Here is a 12,911-nt window from a genome sequence, read left to right as displayed (position 1 = left end):
TGAATCAAGTTTTTTTCGAGCGCGCCAGGCCGCGAAATCTGGCTTCCAGTGCGAGCGATCGGCGGGGCAAGCGGGTTGGCAAAGCCGCTAGGATTTCCTGAAGACGCCGATCATCGGCCCGAGATTCCAGTAGTCGTCGTTGCGGCCGATGGCCGGCGCGAACAGGCTCGATATCGTGCCGTCGAGGAAAAGCGCGTTGTCGCAGCCGAGCGCATCGCGGAAAAGACGGGCAAAGGCATGGAAGGTCACCGTGCCGTTCGAAATGGCAAAGACGGCGACGCCGTCCTTCCGCACGCCGACACCGTCGCGGGTCTTGCGCGAGGTGCTGTCGGCCTGGAATTTCGGATGCAGCTTGCCGTCGATCACCAGCATCGGCCCGGATTGCGTCGCATAGTCGAGCGGCGGTCGCTTTTTCAGGAAGTCCCTGGTGGCGCGGACCGTGGCCCTGCCGTTGCTGATGTAGAAAATGCCGTTGGGCTGTAGGGAAAAATTGCCGCTTCCCGATCCCGTCTTCACCGATGCCATTTCGTTGCCGCGCTCGACATACAGACCGACCGGATCGAGGTCCGGGTGATACATGCCGGCATTGATGGCAAACAGCATGGTGCGCCCGGCCGCCTGCTCCGAGGCATTGAGATTGTGCAGCGATTGAAACGGCTTGCCCGCCGGATCTTTCCAGAACAGTTCGATCGAATACCGTTTCGGGTCGACCTCGCAGACGAGGTAGCTGGTCGCCTCAAAGGCAAAGTCGCGGCATGGCGGCAGCGAAGCGACCCATTGGCCAAATCCCATGCCGAGCGCCGCCACCGACGGCAGCGCGCCCTTGGCGAGCGCCAGCAGCAGCGGCAGCGATTGCAGGAGGGTCAAAAAATCCATGCGTGTACCGGAATCGAAGTTCAGGAGGATCCGGTAGGGATATAGCCCGTTTCAAGCGAGACTGTGAAAGTGCCCTAGGCAAGCCATCCCATCGCCACGCAAAGCAGCAGGACGACGCCAAGCAGGCCGCGATAGACGACGAACGGCCAGGCCGAAAAACGCTCCAGCACGCGCATCAGGCCCCATATGGCGAAGAAGGCGGAAACCGAGGCGACGACCAGTCCGACGATCAGAACCGACCAGCCATGCGCGTCGAGATGGACCTTGTGCAGTTCCCAAAGCTCCTTGAGGCCGGCCAGTGCAATCGCGGGCAGCCCAAGCAGGAACGAGAACCGCGCCGCCTCGGCCCGCTTGAAGCCGAGCCCGAGTGCGGCCGTCAGGGTCGAGCCGGAACGAGAGACACCCGGAATCAGCGCGCCGATCTGGGCGACGCCGACTAGCAGCGCGTCAGTCAGCGATGCCTCGCCGACGGTGCGCCGGTGGCTGGCAAAAATCTCGGCCAGCGCCAGAAGGATCGCCATCACGATACAGGCCCAGCCGATCACCGTCAGGCTGCGCAGCGGCGAGTTGCAGGCGTTGAGCACGCCCGACAGCGCCACGCCGGCGATGACGATCGGGATGGTCGCCAGCACGATCCACAGCGCCAGCCGGAAACGCCGGTCGCCGAAATCACGTCGCGTCAGGGCGTCGAGCGAACCAAACAGGATATCCCTGACATCGCTCCAGAAATAGCTGACCACCGCGGCCAAGGCCGCAAGCTGCATGGCGGCGGAGAAGGCGGAGCCCGGATCCTGCCAGCCGAGTACGGCCGGCACGATGCGCATATGGGCGGTCGAAGAGATCGGCAGCAATTCGGTGATGCCTTGCACCAGGCCGAGGAACGCCACCTTGGCGAATCCCAGCCCGACAAAGCCGGTGTCGACGCCTTGGGTGCAGATGTCTGCCATATCGAGCCTTTCTGTCAAACAATCGTGAGGGGCGATCCCCGCCGAGCCATAGTCTGGCGATCCCCGGAATCCAATTTACGGATTTGTAAGGCGCCGCTTGACAAGCCACGCGGTTATATTAAAATCCGCTAATCTTACACTGTAAGGCATATGACGGAGGAGAGCCATGCAGACCGCCCTGTCAGAATTGCAGCCCCTGCCCGAACCATGCCCGCCTGTCATCGCGATCGAGGATGTCTCGCGCGACCTCAGCCGTATTATCGAGCACGCCGAGGTGAATGCCTGGCTCGACCTCTACGCCGCCGTGCCTGCCGATTTCGCCGCAAGCCAAGGCCTTTCGATAACGGAAGAAGGCGGCCTCGCCTGGACCAACTGCACGACAATTCCGTTCGTCCATTTCAACTGCGTGAAGAACTTCGGCGTCGACAGCCCGGCCACCGAAAGCCAGCTCGACGCGCTGCTGGCGCACTACCGCGCCGCCGGCATTTCGCGGCCCTGGTTCTATGTCAATCCGCACACTGAACCATCGCGCCTCAGATGCTGGCTCGAGGCGCGCGGCTTGCAGCGCCAGGGCGGCTGGGAACGGATTTATCGCAAGGCGGAACCGCTGCCATCCGAGCCGCTCTTCGCGGCTGACGGGGTTTCAGTCGAACCGGTAACAAAGGCATCGGCAAGCGAATGGGCCGGCTTCATCGACAGCCGCTACCGGCTGCCCACCTCACCATGGCTGATGGCTCTGGTCGGCCGGAAAGGCTGGCATCACTATATGGCCAAGCGGGACCGCGCGGTGGCGGCGGTGCGCTCGCTGTTCATCGGGCCCGACGGCGCGGCCTGGAGCGGCATCGACGCGCCGGTGCCCGGCGTCATGGCGCCGAGCTTCGATCTCGACGCGGTGGTTGGGGAAGCGCTGGTGCGCGACGGGATTGCGGCCGGCGCGAAACTGTTCGTCGCCGACATCGAGGCGCCGCACGAGGAGCGCGACGGCCCTGCCTATCGCAACTACGCACGCATGGGCTTCAGAATCGCCTATTTCCGCAGCCATTACAGCTATTTGCCGGCCAGCTCCAACTGACCGTACCTAAGTAAGCAGCCATTGCTGGAAGCAGCTTTTGGCCACCATATGGGCCGGCGGCACCATAGGCTCGTCGACGGAAGTCCGGCGAACCCGTTCGAGCAGCATGCGCACCTGTTCGGGGCGCACACGATCGCGCTCCATCACAAGCAGGACCATCGGATCGCTCAAAAGCTCGTCCAGGGTGCTGATGCTGTCGTTCATCCGTCGTCTCCTCGAATGCCGTGCCCGCGCCCCATAAATAGGGAGACGATGATGGCCCGCCAATGACGCTTTGCCGGCTATCTCGTGTCTCTTTCGATTAAATTTTGTTCATGCTTGCGCTCCCCCTTGGCCCGCCTGGGAGAAGGGAAAAACCTAGCCTGGAGGCGGTGCGCCTTCATACTGCGGCAGGCCATCATCGAGCACCACCCAAGGCTGCTTCGAGGCCGTGAAAATATGCATTTGCGGTTTGAAAACGGTCGGATCGTCGAGCGAACCGGTGGTGATGCCGATGATGCCGGCGGAATCGCGCCGGGAGAACATCGTCGTGCCGCAGCTTGGGCAAAAGCCGCGCTTGAGATCCGGCGAGGTGTTCACGGTCGCCAGCGGCCCCTCGATCGCCACTTCATCGATGCGAAACAGCACGCGTGCGTTGAAGGCGGCGCCAATCACCTTCTGGCACAGCCGGCAGTGGCAGACGCGTTCGTTGATGGGGGCTGCGTCGACGCGATAGCGCACCGCCTTGCACAGGCATCCGCCTTGATATTTGGCCATCGTCCTTGATCCATAGATGGAGAGAATAGGCGGCAAGGTAATGGCCGACCCGATTGGGTCAATTGAAAAGCTTTGATACAACGCCATCGCTTATCGTGATGCAGTGGACCTGAAGCCATGACACCGGAGATCGAAACTATCGGCATTGCGGATCTGTTCGGGCCGCCCTCGACCGCCCGTGACCGCACCGACGCCAGGATCATGGCCGCAGCTTCGGGGATCGGCTTCATGGCCGTCCGCGACTTTCCCGGCGATGACCGGCTGACGCCGGAAGGAAGAGCGCAATTGCTGCGCATCTTCGCGCTTCCCGACGAGGAGAAGCAGAAATTGCTGCGCTGGAATTTCGACCGCAGCAAAAAGAACGTCTATCGCGGCTGGTTCCCTTTGCAGCCGGCAGCCGTTTCCTACAAGGAAGGCATCGACATGGGTCCGGACCTTGCCAATCCGGCCGATGCCTCGGTTTCCGACGATCCGTTGTGCGAGCCGACACCCTTGCCGGCCGAAGAGGCCCTGCCCGGCTGGCGCGCGGCGGCAGCCGACTACTACCGCGCCATGGAGACGGTGGGCAACGCGCTGATGCGGTCGATCGCCCGCGGACTTGGCCTGCCGGAAACGATCTTCGACGCCTATTTCGATCACGGCATCTCGACGCTGCGGCTGATCCGTTACCCCTTGCGTGACGCCAATGCCGGCGTCGACACCAGCGGACCGGAGTTTGCGGTGGTGCACAAAGGCGAGACGCGCACAATCATCGGCCGCGAGCATGCCGATTCCGGCTTCGTCACTTTGCTGGCGCAGGACGGCGTAGAGGGCTTGCAAGCAAAGAACCTCGACGGCGAATGGATCGACGTGCCGCCGGCCAATGGCACACTAGCTGTCAATTTTGGCCAGTTGCTGGAGCGCTGGACCGGCGAACGCGTCCGCGCGACGCGACACCGGGTGATCGCGCCGAAGACGGCGCGCTTCTCGATCCCGTTCTTCTACGAGCCACGCGTCGACGCCGAGATCGCGCCGCTGCCGTTGACCGACGCGGACCCTTTCGAGCCGTTCCTCTACGGCGACCATCTTTGGGAGGCGGCGACGAATTTCGTCGAGATGAGCGGCATCAAGCATCTCAGGCAGCCGCGCCGCGCAAAAGCCTCGTAAGCAAACCAACGGCCGCCTCGATCGAGACGGCCGTTGGGGACGGCAGGCAGTTATTCCGTTTCGCTGACGACCTCATCCCAAGTCTTCACCTTGGTCTCGCCGTTGAGAAACGGCAATGCGGCAGCGGTCAGTTCGGGGGCGAAGAAGACGTCGTAGTGGGTGCGGTTGGGCAGGATCGCCAGGCGGTTCTGCGACAGGTTCTCGCGCATCCAGCCGGCGTCCTTCAGGCCGCCGCCGAGCATCTGGTAGAACTTGATCTCGTGCTCGGGCCGGTACATGTCGCTGTCGCCATAGGCCAGCATGACCGGCATCTTCAGCTTGGCGACGTCGGCGGAGTAATCGTAGTTCTGACGCATGAAGTTGCCGAGCGTGTCGAGGAGCCTGGGGAAGTCCTCGGGATGCGGCGCCACCGCGACGTAGGATTTGTACATCGGCGTGTCCTTCATGAAATCGGCCGCCGCCGCGCTGACTTGCGCCTGCTGGCCGCGCATCTCGGCGTAGAAACCGTCCGCGGCGTAGCCGGTCGAAACCAGCACAAGGCGGCGCACCGTTTCAGGATGCTGGACCGCCATGCGGAAGGAGACGCCGCCGCCCAGCGAATAGCCCATGACGTCGACCTTGTCGTAGCCGAGCGCCTTGACGAGATCAGCCATGTCGTCACCGATCGCCTCCAGGGTGAACGGCCGATCGCCGAGTGCCGTGCGGCCATGACCCTGCAGGTCGACGCCGATGACGGTGCGGTTCTCGGCAAGCTTCGGCAGGATCGGGGCGAACATGTCCGTGGTGCCAAGACCGCCATGCAGCAGAAGCAGCGGCTCGCCCTTGCCGTAGACGGCGTAATAGTAGTTCAGGCCGTTGACCGGCAGCAGGCCAGATTTTTCCGGCTTCGGCAGTGGGTTCGTAGCGGTCGTCATGGCGGGTTTTGCCTCCTCTGCATTGGTGGGGCCGGGTGAAGCAAGAAGCGCTGCAGCCGAAGCAAGAATGGCGAAAATCAGGGTTTTGAACATATCGATCTCCTCCTCGTCCCGGCGGTATCAAAGCGTTCTGGCGAGCTCTTCGAGCTGGTCGGTGCACTGGCCCCAGCCTTCGTGAAAGCCCATCTTCTCGTGCTGCTCGCGGTCGGCGGCATTCCAGTGCCTGACCCGTGCAATGTAGCGGGTCTTGCCATTGCCCTCGTCCTCGAAGGTCAGCACGCCGGTCATGAACGGCTTCTCCGATGGCTCCCATGCCTTTGTGTAGGCGTCGGTAAAGACGATCTTCCTGCCGGGAACGACTTCGAGGAAAACGCCGGGGTTGGGGAATTCATTGCCGTCGGGGCCTGCCATCACGACAAGGCTCGAGCCGCCGGTGCGCACATCCATTTCGGCGCGTGGCGTCGTCCACGGCTTTGGCGCGAACCACTGCGTAACCAGTTTCGGGTCTGTCCAGCAGCGATAGACGTTCTCGCGCGGCGCATCGATGATGCGGGCCAGAACCAGTTCGCGGTCATTGGCGGGGGCGATGTCGAGCTTCGTGGTCATGAGGGGGTCCTTGCATGGTTTGATCTGGCTTCCGTCCCTAGGACGAACGGATGACGCGCAAGTCGACATCGCCAGAGAAAAAATCTGGGCCAGCGAAAAAACCTGGAGAATGCGCCTGCTGGATAGAGATCACGAACGAAGGAGCGTCAGTGGCGCTTGGCTTGCACCAGATAGGCGTCGATCTCGGTCTCGCCGAGCCATTTGGCCGCCTCCAGCCGGTGCAGGCCTTCGACCAGGATATGGCGCTTGCCGTCATGGCGGACCTGGATCGGTGTTTTCATGCCGTTTTCGAGGATGTCCTCGGCCAGATGTCGGACGGTCTCTGGATGTAGCGTCTTCTTGCGTGCCGTCGGCACGTAGATGTCGTCGACCTTGACCTTCTGGATTCTCAGCATGCCGCCTCCGGTGGCGGAAAACGCCGCCCTTTGTGGAGATAGTCTTTTTGGCCACAGGGGCCAAGGGCGCGGCTAACGAATGCTGGCCCGATGGTTTCCATTTGACGCTCGACCGCCAGATCGCCGAAATGGCGCCTTTGAAACTTCAGGGCTTCATGATCAACCTTCCGACCGAATTCCCCGATTTCGGACTGACGCCGGAGCAGCGCCGCCACGCGGTACGCGGCCATTACTACGAATGGCCTGGGATGGATGGCGAGCGCGGCGAGATCTGGTGCTACAGCGACCGGTTTTCCTATCGCACCGGCGAGACAGTGGCGTTGCATGTCAGTTCGACGGCTCCGGCATTCAACATGGCGATCGTCCGCGACGGCGGCACCGAGACGAAAGTGTTCGAGAAATCGGGCATCACGGCGCGCTGGCAGGACAGCCCCGACCAGTGCTCGGGCGAAGGCTGCGGCTGGGAAGCCTCGTTTGAATTCCGCATCGGGGCAGACTGGCCGTCCGGCGCCTATCGCGTGACGCTTGAAGCGGACGGCCGCAACGGCAAGCCGATCCATTGCCATCATCTGTTCATCGTCAGCCCCGAACCCGGCAAGAAACCCGGCCGCGTGCTGCAGGTGGCGGCGACGGGCACCTGGCTTGCCTACAACACCTGGGGCGGCTCCAACCACTACCAGGGCATCACCGGGCCGGACCGCAACCAGTATTCGCCGATCGTGTCGACGCAACGCCCGTGGTGCCGCGGTTTCGTCGTGCTGCCGAAAGATGCGCCGCGTGTGCCGCTGGAAGTCGCCGTACCGCCAAAGACGGTGCCGCGCTATCCGCACATGGAATGGGCGCTCGCCACCGGTCATTCGAAGAAATACGCCTCGTCCGGCTGGGCCAGCTACGACAGCCATTTCCTCCGCTTTGCCGAACGGGCCGGCTATGGCGTCGACCTCGCCAGCCAGCACGATCTGCATTTCTCACCTGAGATTCTCGACGGTTACGACTGTGCCGTCTTCGTCGGCCATGACGAATACTGGACCTGGCAAATGCGCGATGCGGTCGACGCCTATGTCGAGCGCGGCGGCCATGCGGCGCGCTTTGCCGGCAATTTCATGTGGCAGACGCGGCTGGAGGACGAGGGCCGCCGGCAGGTCTGCTACAAATACCGCGCACGTGCCGAGGACCCCGCCTATCTCCACGGCGGCGACGTCACCCGCGCCACCAATTCCTGGGAAGCGCCGGAAATCGGCCGGCCGGGTTCAGCGACCTTCGGGCTCAACGCGACGCGCGGCGTCTATGCCGGCTGGGGTGGGTGCGCACCAAGGGGCGTGCGTGGTTTTCCGGTCTACCGGCCAGAGCACTGGGCCTTTGCCGGCACCGGCATCTATTATGGCGACCTGCTGGGCGCCGACAGCCATGTCTATGGCTATGAGGTCGATGGGCTCGACTTCGAGATACGCGGCGGCCTGCCCTACCCCACCGTGACCAGCGGTGCGCCCGACGGGTTGCTGGTTCTCGCCGTTGGCATGGCATCCCAGGTCGAGGAAAGTGCCGATATCCCGATAGAGGACCAGTTCCTTAGCGACGAGGATGGCCGCTTCACCGCCGAAACGCTGTTCGGCGAGGCCAGCGACGCCAATCTGGAAAAAGTCAAACGCGGCAACGGCATGATCGTCAATTTCCCACGCGGCAAGGGCGAGGTGTTCCATGCCGGAAGCTGCGAATGGGTCGCCGGCCTGCTAAGACAAGACCCGATGGTCGAACGCGTCACCAGGAATGTCCTCGACCGTTACCTCGGCCGAAAAAAGAGGGGCGAATGATCGCTGTGCAGTCCTTTGAAACCGACCGCCGACCGAACCTTTTCCATTTCACACGAATCCAGCGGCCAATTGTGGACCGCGCCGATGGGATCTACCTATGGGACAAGAGCGGCCGCCGTTACATCGACGGATCGAGCGGCGCGGTTAACGTCAACATAGGTCATGGTAACCGCAACGTCATCGACGCGATGACGCGGCAGCTTGATCGCGTCAGCTTCGCCTACATCTTTCAATTTGAGAACGAACAGGCCATCGAACTCGCGCGGGGGCTGGCCGATCGGCTGCCGAACGGACTCGACCGCATCTATTTCGTCTCGGGCGGCTCTGAGGCGATCGAGGCCTGCCTCAAGCTTGCGCGGCAATGGGCGGTAGCAACAGGTCAGGACAAACGCTGGAAAGTCATCGGACGTATGCCCTCCTATCACGGCGTGACGATCGGCACGCTTGCCGTCACTGGCGACGACATCCTCACCAAGACTTTCGATCCGATCGGTCGGCCGATGCCTTTGGTGCCGGCCCCTTTTGTCCATCGCGATCACGACAATCTGTCGATGGAACAGCGTGGCATCCGCTACGCCGATATGCTGGAGGAAAAGATCCTGGAGGAAGGGCCGGAAAGCGTGCTCGCCTTCGTCATGGAACCGATCGGTGGTGCCGCGACCGCAGCGCTGGTGCCGCCCAACAGCTATTTTCCGCGTATCCGCGAAATCTGCGACCGCTACGGGATCCTGTTGATCCACGACGAGGTAATGACTGGCATCGGACGCACCGGAAAATTCCTGGGTGGCGACCATTGGTCCTGCCGGCCGGATATCGTCGCGCTGTCGAAAGGCCTTTCATCTGGCTATGCCCCGCTTGGCGCACTTGCCGCGACACAGAGGATCGTCGGGCCGGTTGTGGAGACCGGTGGCTTCCTGCATGGCCACACATATGGCGGCAACCCGGTCGCTTGTGCAGCGGGCGTTGCGGTGCTTGGAGAGGTCGACCGCCTTGGCCTGGTCGAGAATTCGGCCAGCATGGGCGAATTGCTGAGGGGTGAACTCAAAGCCCTGACTCGGCGCTTTCCTTTCATTGCCGACGTGCGGGGCAAGGGGCTGTTCATGGGAGCCGAAATTTACGCGGATCCGCTGGCCAAAGAGCCATTGCCACAGGGCCTCAACGCCAATTTGAGGCTCATCGATCTGGCGTTCGAGCGCGGATTGATCATCTATTCGCGGCGCGTGCGTGGCGGGCCAGTGAGCGACAATTTCATGGTCTGCCCGCCTCTGATTGTGACCCGCGATCAGATTGGTGAGATCATCGCGGTCCTTGGCGACTCGCTGCAGGCGCTGGCCGCCGAACTCGACCTGCCGGTCGAAGGCTGAGGGGCAAAAATGGCAGCGCGAAAAGTCATCATCACCTGCGCCATCACCGGCTCGGTGCACACGCCGTCGATGTCGCCCTATCTGCCGGTGACGCCGGACCAGATCGCCACCGACGCAATCGCGGCCGCCGAAGCCGGCGCCTCGATCCTGCACCTGCACGCCCGCGATCCCAGGGATGGGCGGCCAACGGCCGATCCGGACGTGTTCATGCAGTTCCTGCCGCGCATCAAGCAGGCCACCGACGCGGTGATCAACATCACCACCGGCGGCTCGTCGCTGATGACGCTCGACCAGCGGCTAGCGGCGCCGCTGCGGGCCGAACCCGAAATGTGCTCGCTCAACATGGGCTCGATGAACTTCGCGCTGTTTCCGATGCTCGACAAGCCAAGGGAATGGCTACACGAGTGGGAGCCGAAGCTGCTCGAAGCCACACGCGACACCATCTTCAAGAACACCTTCGCCGACATGGAGGGCGTGCTTGAGCGGCTGGGCAAGGGCTGCGGCACGCGCTTCGAATTCGAATGCTACGATGTCGGGCACCTCTATTCGCTGGCACATTTCCGCGATCGTGGGCTGGCGTCGGGACCGCTGTTCATCCAGTTCGTGCTGGGCATACTGGGCGGCATCGGTGCTGACCCGGACAATCTCGTCCACATGAAGCGGATCGCCGACAAGCTCTTCGGCGATAGCTATCAGTTCTCGGTGCTGGCCGCCGGCCGCAATCAGATGCCGCTGATCTCGATCGCCGCGGCGATGGGCGGCAATGTCCGCGTCGGGCTGGAAGACAGCCTCTATGATGGCCGCCAACTGGCGAAGTCCAATGCCGATCAGGTGCGCCGTATCCGTGGCATTCTCGAGGGGTTGTCGCTGGAGGTTGCCTCACCCACCGAAGCGCGCGACATGCTGGCGCTCAAGGGCGGCGACCGGGTGGCGTTCTAGGACAACCGGAGGAGCTGACATGGAAAAGGTTCTCGTCTCAGCCTGCCTGCTCGGCAGCAAGGTTCGCTACAACGGCTCCTACCGCCTCAACGACCATCCCATTCTTGCTCGATGGCAGGCAGAGGGGCGGATCGTGCAGATCTGCCCGGAGGTTGCCGCAGGCTTCTCCACGCCACGTCCTCCAGCGGAAATTCGAGGCACAGGCGACGGCCGCGCAGTGCTGCACGGCCAAGGCCGCGTGGTCGAGCAAACGGGAAACGATGTGACCGCACTCTATCTCGAAGCCGGGCAACTTGCACTCGATCTCGCCCGAGAAACAGGGTGTCGGTATGCGGTTCTTACCGATGGCAGCCCGTCCTGCGGCAGCAGTTTCATCTATGACGGGAGTTTCAGGGGTACCCGGGTGGCTGGCCATGACACGACCACCGCGCTGCTGGAAGCGAACGGCATTCGCGTCTTTTCGGAAGACGGCATTGATGAGCTTGATGACCTTCTGACCAGACCGGGCCCGGCCGGCGCCGCGGCCTGACCCATGCCAGAGAAGACCCAAGCGATGACCACCGACACCGTTATCCGGCCCGGCCGGATCGACGACGTCGACACCATCCATGCGGCGATCCTGAAACTCGGCACGCACATTGGCGCGCCGGAGGAGATCATCTCGACGGCAGACGATCTCAGAACCTACGGCTTTGGCGAAAAGCCTGCTTTTTCCACCTTGATTGCCGAAGTGGGTGGCGAATTCGCCGGCCTGTGCCTGCATTTCCCGATCTTCTCGACCTGGATGGGGCGGCCTGGCGTCTATGTGCAGGATCTCTATGTCGAGGACCGGTTCCGTGGTCGCAAGATCGGCGAGCGCCTGCTGCGGCATGTCGCGGCGCAGTGCCGGAAGGAAGGCGGCGTCTATCTGCGGCTATCGGTCGACACCGACAATGAGGTCGCCAAGGCGTTTTATGAAAGGCTGGGCATCGCCTGGTCGAGCTACGAGCAGACGCAGAAGATCATCGGTGATGCCTTTTTTGCCTTTGCCGACGCGCCGCAGAATGGGGAGCAGGAATGAAAGCCTTCTATGCCGAGGAACAGAAGCGCCATGACCCCAAGGCCTTTCTTTCGAGCGGTGCCGCGAAGCCCAATCCGGAACAGCCCGAACGGGTCGAACGACTGTTGGCCGGCGCATTATCTGCCGGCTGCACGATCGAGCGGCCGCGCAATCACGGGCTTGACCCGGTCTCGGCGGTGCACACGCCGGAATATCTCGACTTCCTCGAGCACATTTTCGAGCGCTGGCAGCGCATCGAGGGCGCGTCGGCCGAGGTGATCCCCAACATCCACCCGATCGCGCGGTCAGGCAGCTATCCCGCCTCGGCGGTCGGCCAGGCCGGCTATCATATGGCCGACACTGCTTGCCCGATCTCGGGCGAGACATGGCAGAGCGCGCTTTGGAGTGCATGGAGCGCGGTCGAAGCCGCTGAAGCCGTGGCATCAGGCGCGCCGGCCGCCTATGCGCTGTGCCGCCCGCCCGGCCACCATGCCTTTGCCGATGTCGCCGGCGGCTTCTGCTTCATCAACAATTCGGCGGTCGCCGCACAGACCTTGCGCAAGCAGGCTGCGCGGGTGGCGATCCTCGATGTCGACCTGCATCACGGCAATGGAACGCAAGGCATCTTCTATGCGCGGCCGGATGTGCTCACCGTCTCGCTGCACGCCGATCCGGTGCGCTTCTATCCATTCTTCTGGGGCCATGCCGACGAGCGCGGCGAAGGCCCGGGCCTTGGCTACAATTTCAACCTGCCGCTGCCACGCAAATCCGCCGATGCGGCGTTTCTCGAAGCGCTTGCGGTGGCGTTCCAGCGTATCCGCGCCTTTTCGCCAGACGCGCTGGTCGTGGCGCTCGGCCTCGACGCGTTCGAGGGCGATCCGTTCGGCGGGCTTTCGGTGACGACACCGGGCTTCTCACGCATTGGCGAGGCCATCGCCAAGCTCGGCCTGCCGACCGTCATCGTCCAGGAAGGCGGCTATCTCTGCGACGAACTCGGCGACAATTTGACGGCCTTCCTCACCGGTTTCGGTGGCAAGAAGGCGTGA

Annotated in this window: 15 protein-coding genes; 8 read left to right on the top strand and 7 right to left on the bottom strand. The window is 62.9% G+C overall.

Translation table 11 applies throughout. The features are described 5' to 3' along the window. Positions 1-87: 87 nt before the first annotated feature. Both CGZ66_RS17135 and CGZ66_RS17130 read right to left on the bottom strand, forming a co-directional pair. Positions 88-876 carry a phosphodiester glycosidase family protein gene (locus tag CGZ66_RS17135; RefSeq protein WP_095085606.1) on the bottom strand — a complete coding sequence of 263 codons (789 nt, stop codon included), beginning with the start codon at positions 874-876 and terminating at the stop codon, positions 88-90. A 74-nt stretch (positions 877-950) separates the two neighbouring features. Then, a complete protein-coding gene (locus CGZ66_RS17130) occupies positions 951-1,823 on the bottom strand; it encodes an undecaprenyl-diphosphate phosphatase (RefSeq protein WP_095085603.1) in 873 nt (290 codons plus the stop codon). Between the two features lie 166 nt (positions 1,824-1,989). Between CGZ66_RS17130 and CGZ66_RS17125 the strand changes: the two genes are divergently transcribed. Continuing rightward, the gene (locus CGZ66_RS17125; protein WP_095085600.1) at positions 1,990-2,895 is read left to right on the top strand and encodes a hypothetical protein; all 906 of its coding nucleotides are present in this window, start codon (positions 1,990-1,992) and stop codon (positions 2,893-2,895) included. Positions 2,896-2,901: 6 nt separating this feature from the next. Here CGZ66_RS17125 and CGZ66_RS17120 read toward each other — a convergent pair whose 3' ends face one another. Then, the gene (locus CGZ66_RS17120; RefSeq protein WP_095085597.1) at positions 2,902-3,099 is read right to left on the bottom strand and encodes a hypothetical protein; all 198 of its coding nucleotides are present in this window, start codon (positions 3,097-3,099) and stop codon (positions 2,902-2,904) included. 153 nt (positions 3,100-3,252) lie between these two features. Beyond that, entirely contained in the window at positions 3,253-3,651 is a 399-nt protein-coding gene (locus tag CGZ66_RS17115; protein ID WP_095085594.1) for a GFA family protein, read from the bottom strand. A 117-nt stretch (positions 3,652-3,768) separates the two neighbouring features. Here CGZ66_RS17115 and CGZ66_RS17110 point away from each other — a divergent pair, with 117 nt between their 5' ends. Continuing rightward, entirely contained in the window at positions 3,769-4,797 is a 1,029-nt protein-coding gene (locus tag CGZ66_RS17110; protein WP_095085591.1) for an isopenicillin N synthase family dioxygenase, read from the top strand. 50 nt (positions 4,798-4,847) lie between these two features. Here the strand turns inward: CGZ66_RS17110 and CGZ66_RS17105 are convergent, their stop codons facing one another. The 3 genes from CGZ66_RS17105 to CGZ66_RS17095 all read right to left on the bottom strand — a co-directional run bounded on the left by CGZ66_RS17105 (position 4,848) and on the right by CGZ66_RS17095 (position 6,712). Further along, on the bottom strand, positions 4,848-5,804 hold the full coding sequence (locus CGZ66_RS17105) for an alpha/beta fold hydrolase (protein ID WP_095085588.1): 957 nt from the start codon (positions 5,802-5,804) through the stop codon (positions 4,848-4,850). A gap of 27 nt (positions 5,805-5,831) precedes the next feature. Further along, on the bottom strand, positions 5,832-6,317 hold the full coding sequence (locus tag CGZ66_RS17100) for an SRPBCC family protein (RefSeq protein WP_095085580.1): 486 nt from the start codon (positions 6,315-6,317) through the stop codon (positions 5,832-5,834). Positions 6,318-6,463: 146 nt separating this feature from the next. Next, a complete protein-coding gene (locus tag CGZ66_RS17095; protein ID WP_095085577.1) occupies positions 6,464-6,712 on the bottom strand; it encodes a ParB N-terminal domain-containing protein in 249 nt (82 codons plus the stop codon). 155 nt (positions 6,713-6,867) lie between these two features. Here CGZ66_RS17095 and CGZ66_RS17090 point away from each other — a divergent pair, with 155 nt between their 5' ends. Genes CGZ66_RS17090 through CGZ66_RS17065 form a run of 6 tightly spaced genes read left to right on the top strand, consistent with a single transcriptional unit; the run spans position 6,868 to position 12,911 of the window. After that, entirely contained in the window at positions 6,868-8,523 is a 1,656-nt protein-coding gene (locus tag CGZ66_RS17090; protein ID WP_167392148.1) for a N,N-dimethylformamidase beta subunit family domain-containing protein, read from the top strand. Then, positions 8,520-9,887, top strand: coding sequence for an aminotransferase family protein (locus tag CGZ66_RS17085; protein ID WP_095085574.1), 1,368 nt, complete (start codon positions 8,520-8,522; stop codon positions 9,885-9,887). Before CGZ66_RS17090 ends, CGZ66_RS17085 begins: the two co-directional genes overlap by 4 nt. 9 nt (positions 9,888-9,896) lie before the next feature. Beyond that, positions 9,897-10,826: a 3,5-dioxohexanoate:acetyl-CoA acetone transferase gene (gene kce, locus CGZ66_RS17080; protein ID WP_095085572.1), complete on the top strand. Its 930-nt coding sequence runs from the start codon at positions 9,897-9,899 to the stop codon at positions 10,824-10,826. Between the two features lie 19 nt (positions 10,827-10,845). Further along, positions 10,846-11,355, top strand: coding sequence for a 2-thiouracil desulfurase family protein (locus CGZ66_RS17075; RefSeq protein WP_095085569.1), 510 nt, complete (start codon positions 10,846-10,848; stop codon positions 11,353-11,355). A gap of 24 nt (positions 11,356-11,379) precedes the next feature. Next, on the top strand, positions 11,380-11,886 hold the full coding sequence (locus CGZ66_RS17070) for a GNAT family N-acetyltransferase (RefSeq protein WP_095085563.1): 507 nt from the start codon (positions 11,380-11,382) through the stop codon (positions 11,884-11,886). Beyond that, the gene (locus CGZ66_RS17065; protein WP_095085560.1) at positions 11,883-12,911 is read left to right on the top strand and encodes a histone deacetylase family protein; all 1,029 of its coding nucleotides are present in this window, start codon (positions 11,883-11,885) and stop codon (positions 12,909-12,911) included. Before CGZ66_RS17070 ends, CGZ66_RS17065 begins: the two co-directional genes overlap by 4 nt.

This window comes from Mesorhizobium sophorae, assembly GCF_002270415.1.
Classification (GTDB): Bacteria; Pseudomonadota; Alphaproteobacteria; order Rhizobiales; family Rhizobiaceae; genus Mesorhizobium; species Mesorhizobium sophorae.
Note: the sequence above shows the minus strand (reverse complement) of the source record. Positions and strands in the feature narration are given on the sequence as shown.

What these genes read in the sequence shown, in the direction of transcription:
- CGZ66_RS17115 (WP_095085594.1), bottom strand. Translation starts at nt 3,651, where the DNA reads ATGGCCAAATATCAAGGCGGATGCCTGTGCAAGGCGGTGCGCTATCGC.
- CGZ66_RS17070 (WP_095085563.1), top strand. Translation starts at nt 11,380, where the DNA reads ATGACCACCGACACCGTTATCCGGCCCGGCCGGATCGACGACGTCGAC.
- CGZ66_RS17075 (WP_095085569.1), top strand. Translation starts at nt 10,846, where the DNA reads ATGGAAAAGGTTCTCGTCTCAGCCTGCCTGCTCGGCAGCAAGGTTCGC.
- CGZ66_RS17130 (WP_095085603.1), bottom strand. Translation starts at nt 1,823, where the DNA reads ATGGCAGACATCTGCACCCAAGGCGTCGACACCGGCTTTGTCGGGCTG.
- CGZ66_RS17125 (WP_095085600.1), top strand. Translation starts at nt 1,990, where the DNA reads ATGCAGACCGCCCTGTCAGAATTGCAGCCCCTGCCCGAACCATGCCCG.
- CGZ66_RS17110 (WP_095085591.1), top strand. Translation starts at nt 3,769, where the DNA reads ATGACACCGGAGATCGAAACTATCGGCATTGCGGATCTGTTCGGGCCG.
- kce (WP_095085572.1), top strand. Translation starts at nt 9,897, where the DNA reads ATGGCAGCGCGAAAAGTCATCATCACCTGCGCCATCACCGGCTCGGTG.
- CGZ66_RS17065 (WP_095085560.1), top strand. Translation starts at nt 11,883, where the DNA reads ATGAAAGCCTTCTATGCCGAGGAACAGAAGCGCCATGACCCCAAGGCC.
- CGZ66_RS17100 (WP_095085580.1), bottom strand. Translation starts at nt 6,317, where the DNA reads ATGACCACGAAGCTCGACATCGCCCCCGCCAATGACCGCGAACTGGTT.
- CGZ66_RS17085 (WP_095085574.1), top strand. Translation starts at nt 8,520, where the DNA reads ATGATCGCTGTGCAGTCCTTTGAAACCGACCGCCGACCGAACCTTTTC.
- CGZ66_RS17105 (WP_095085588.1), bottom strand. Translation starts at nt 5,804, where the DNA reads ATGTTCAAAACCCTGATTTTCGCCATTCTTGCTTCGGCTGCAGCGCTT.
- CGZ66_RS17135 (WP_095085606.1), bottom strand. Translation starts at nt 876, where the DNA reads ATGGATTTTTTGACCCTCCTGCAATCGCTGCCGCTGCTGCTGGCGCTC.
- CGZ66_RS17095 (WP_095085577.1), bottom strand. Translation starts at nt 6,712, where the DNA reads ATGCTGAGAATCCAGAAGGTCAAGGTCGACGACATCTACGTGCCGACG.
- CGZ66_RS17090 (WP_167392148.1), top strand. Translation starts at nt 6,868, where the DNA reads ATGATCAACCTTCCGACCGAATTCCCCGATTTCGGACTGACGCCGGAG.
- CGZ66_RS17120 (WP_095085597.1), bottom strand. Translation starts at nt 3,099, where the DNA reads ATGAACGACAGCATCAGCACCCTGGACGAGCTTTTGAGCGATCCGATG.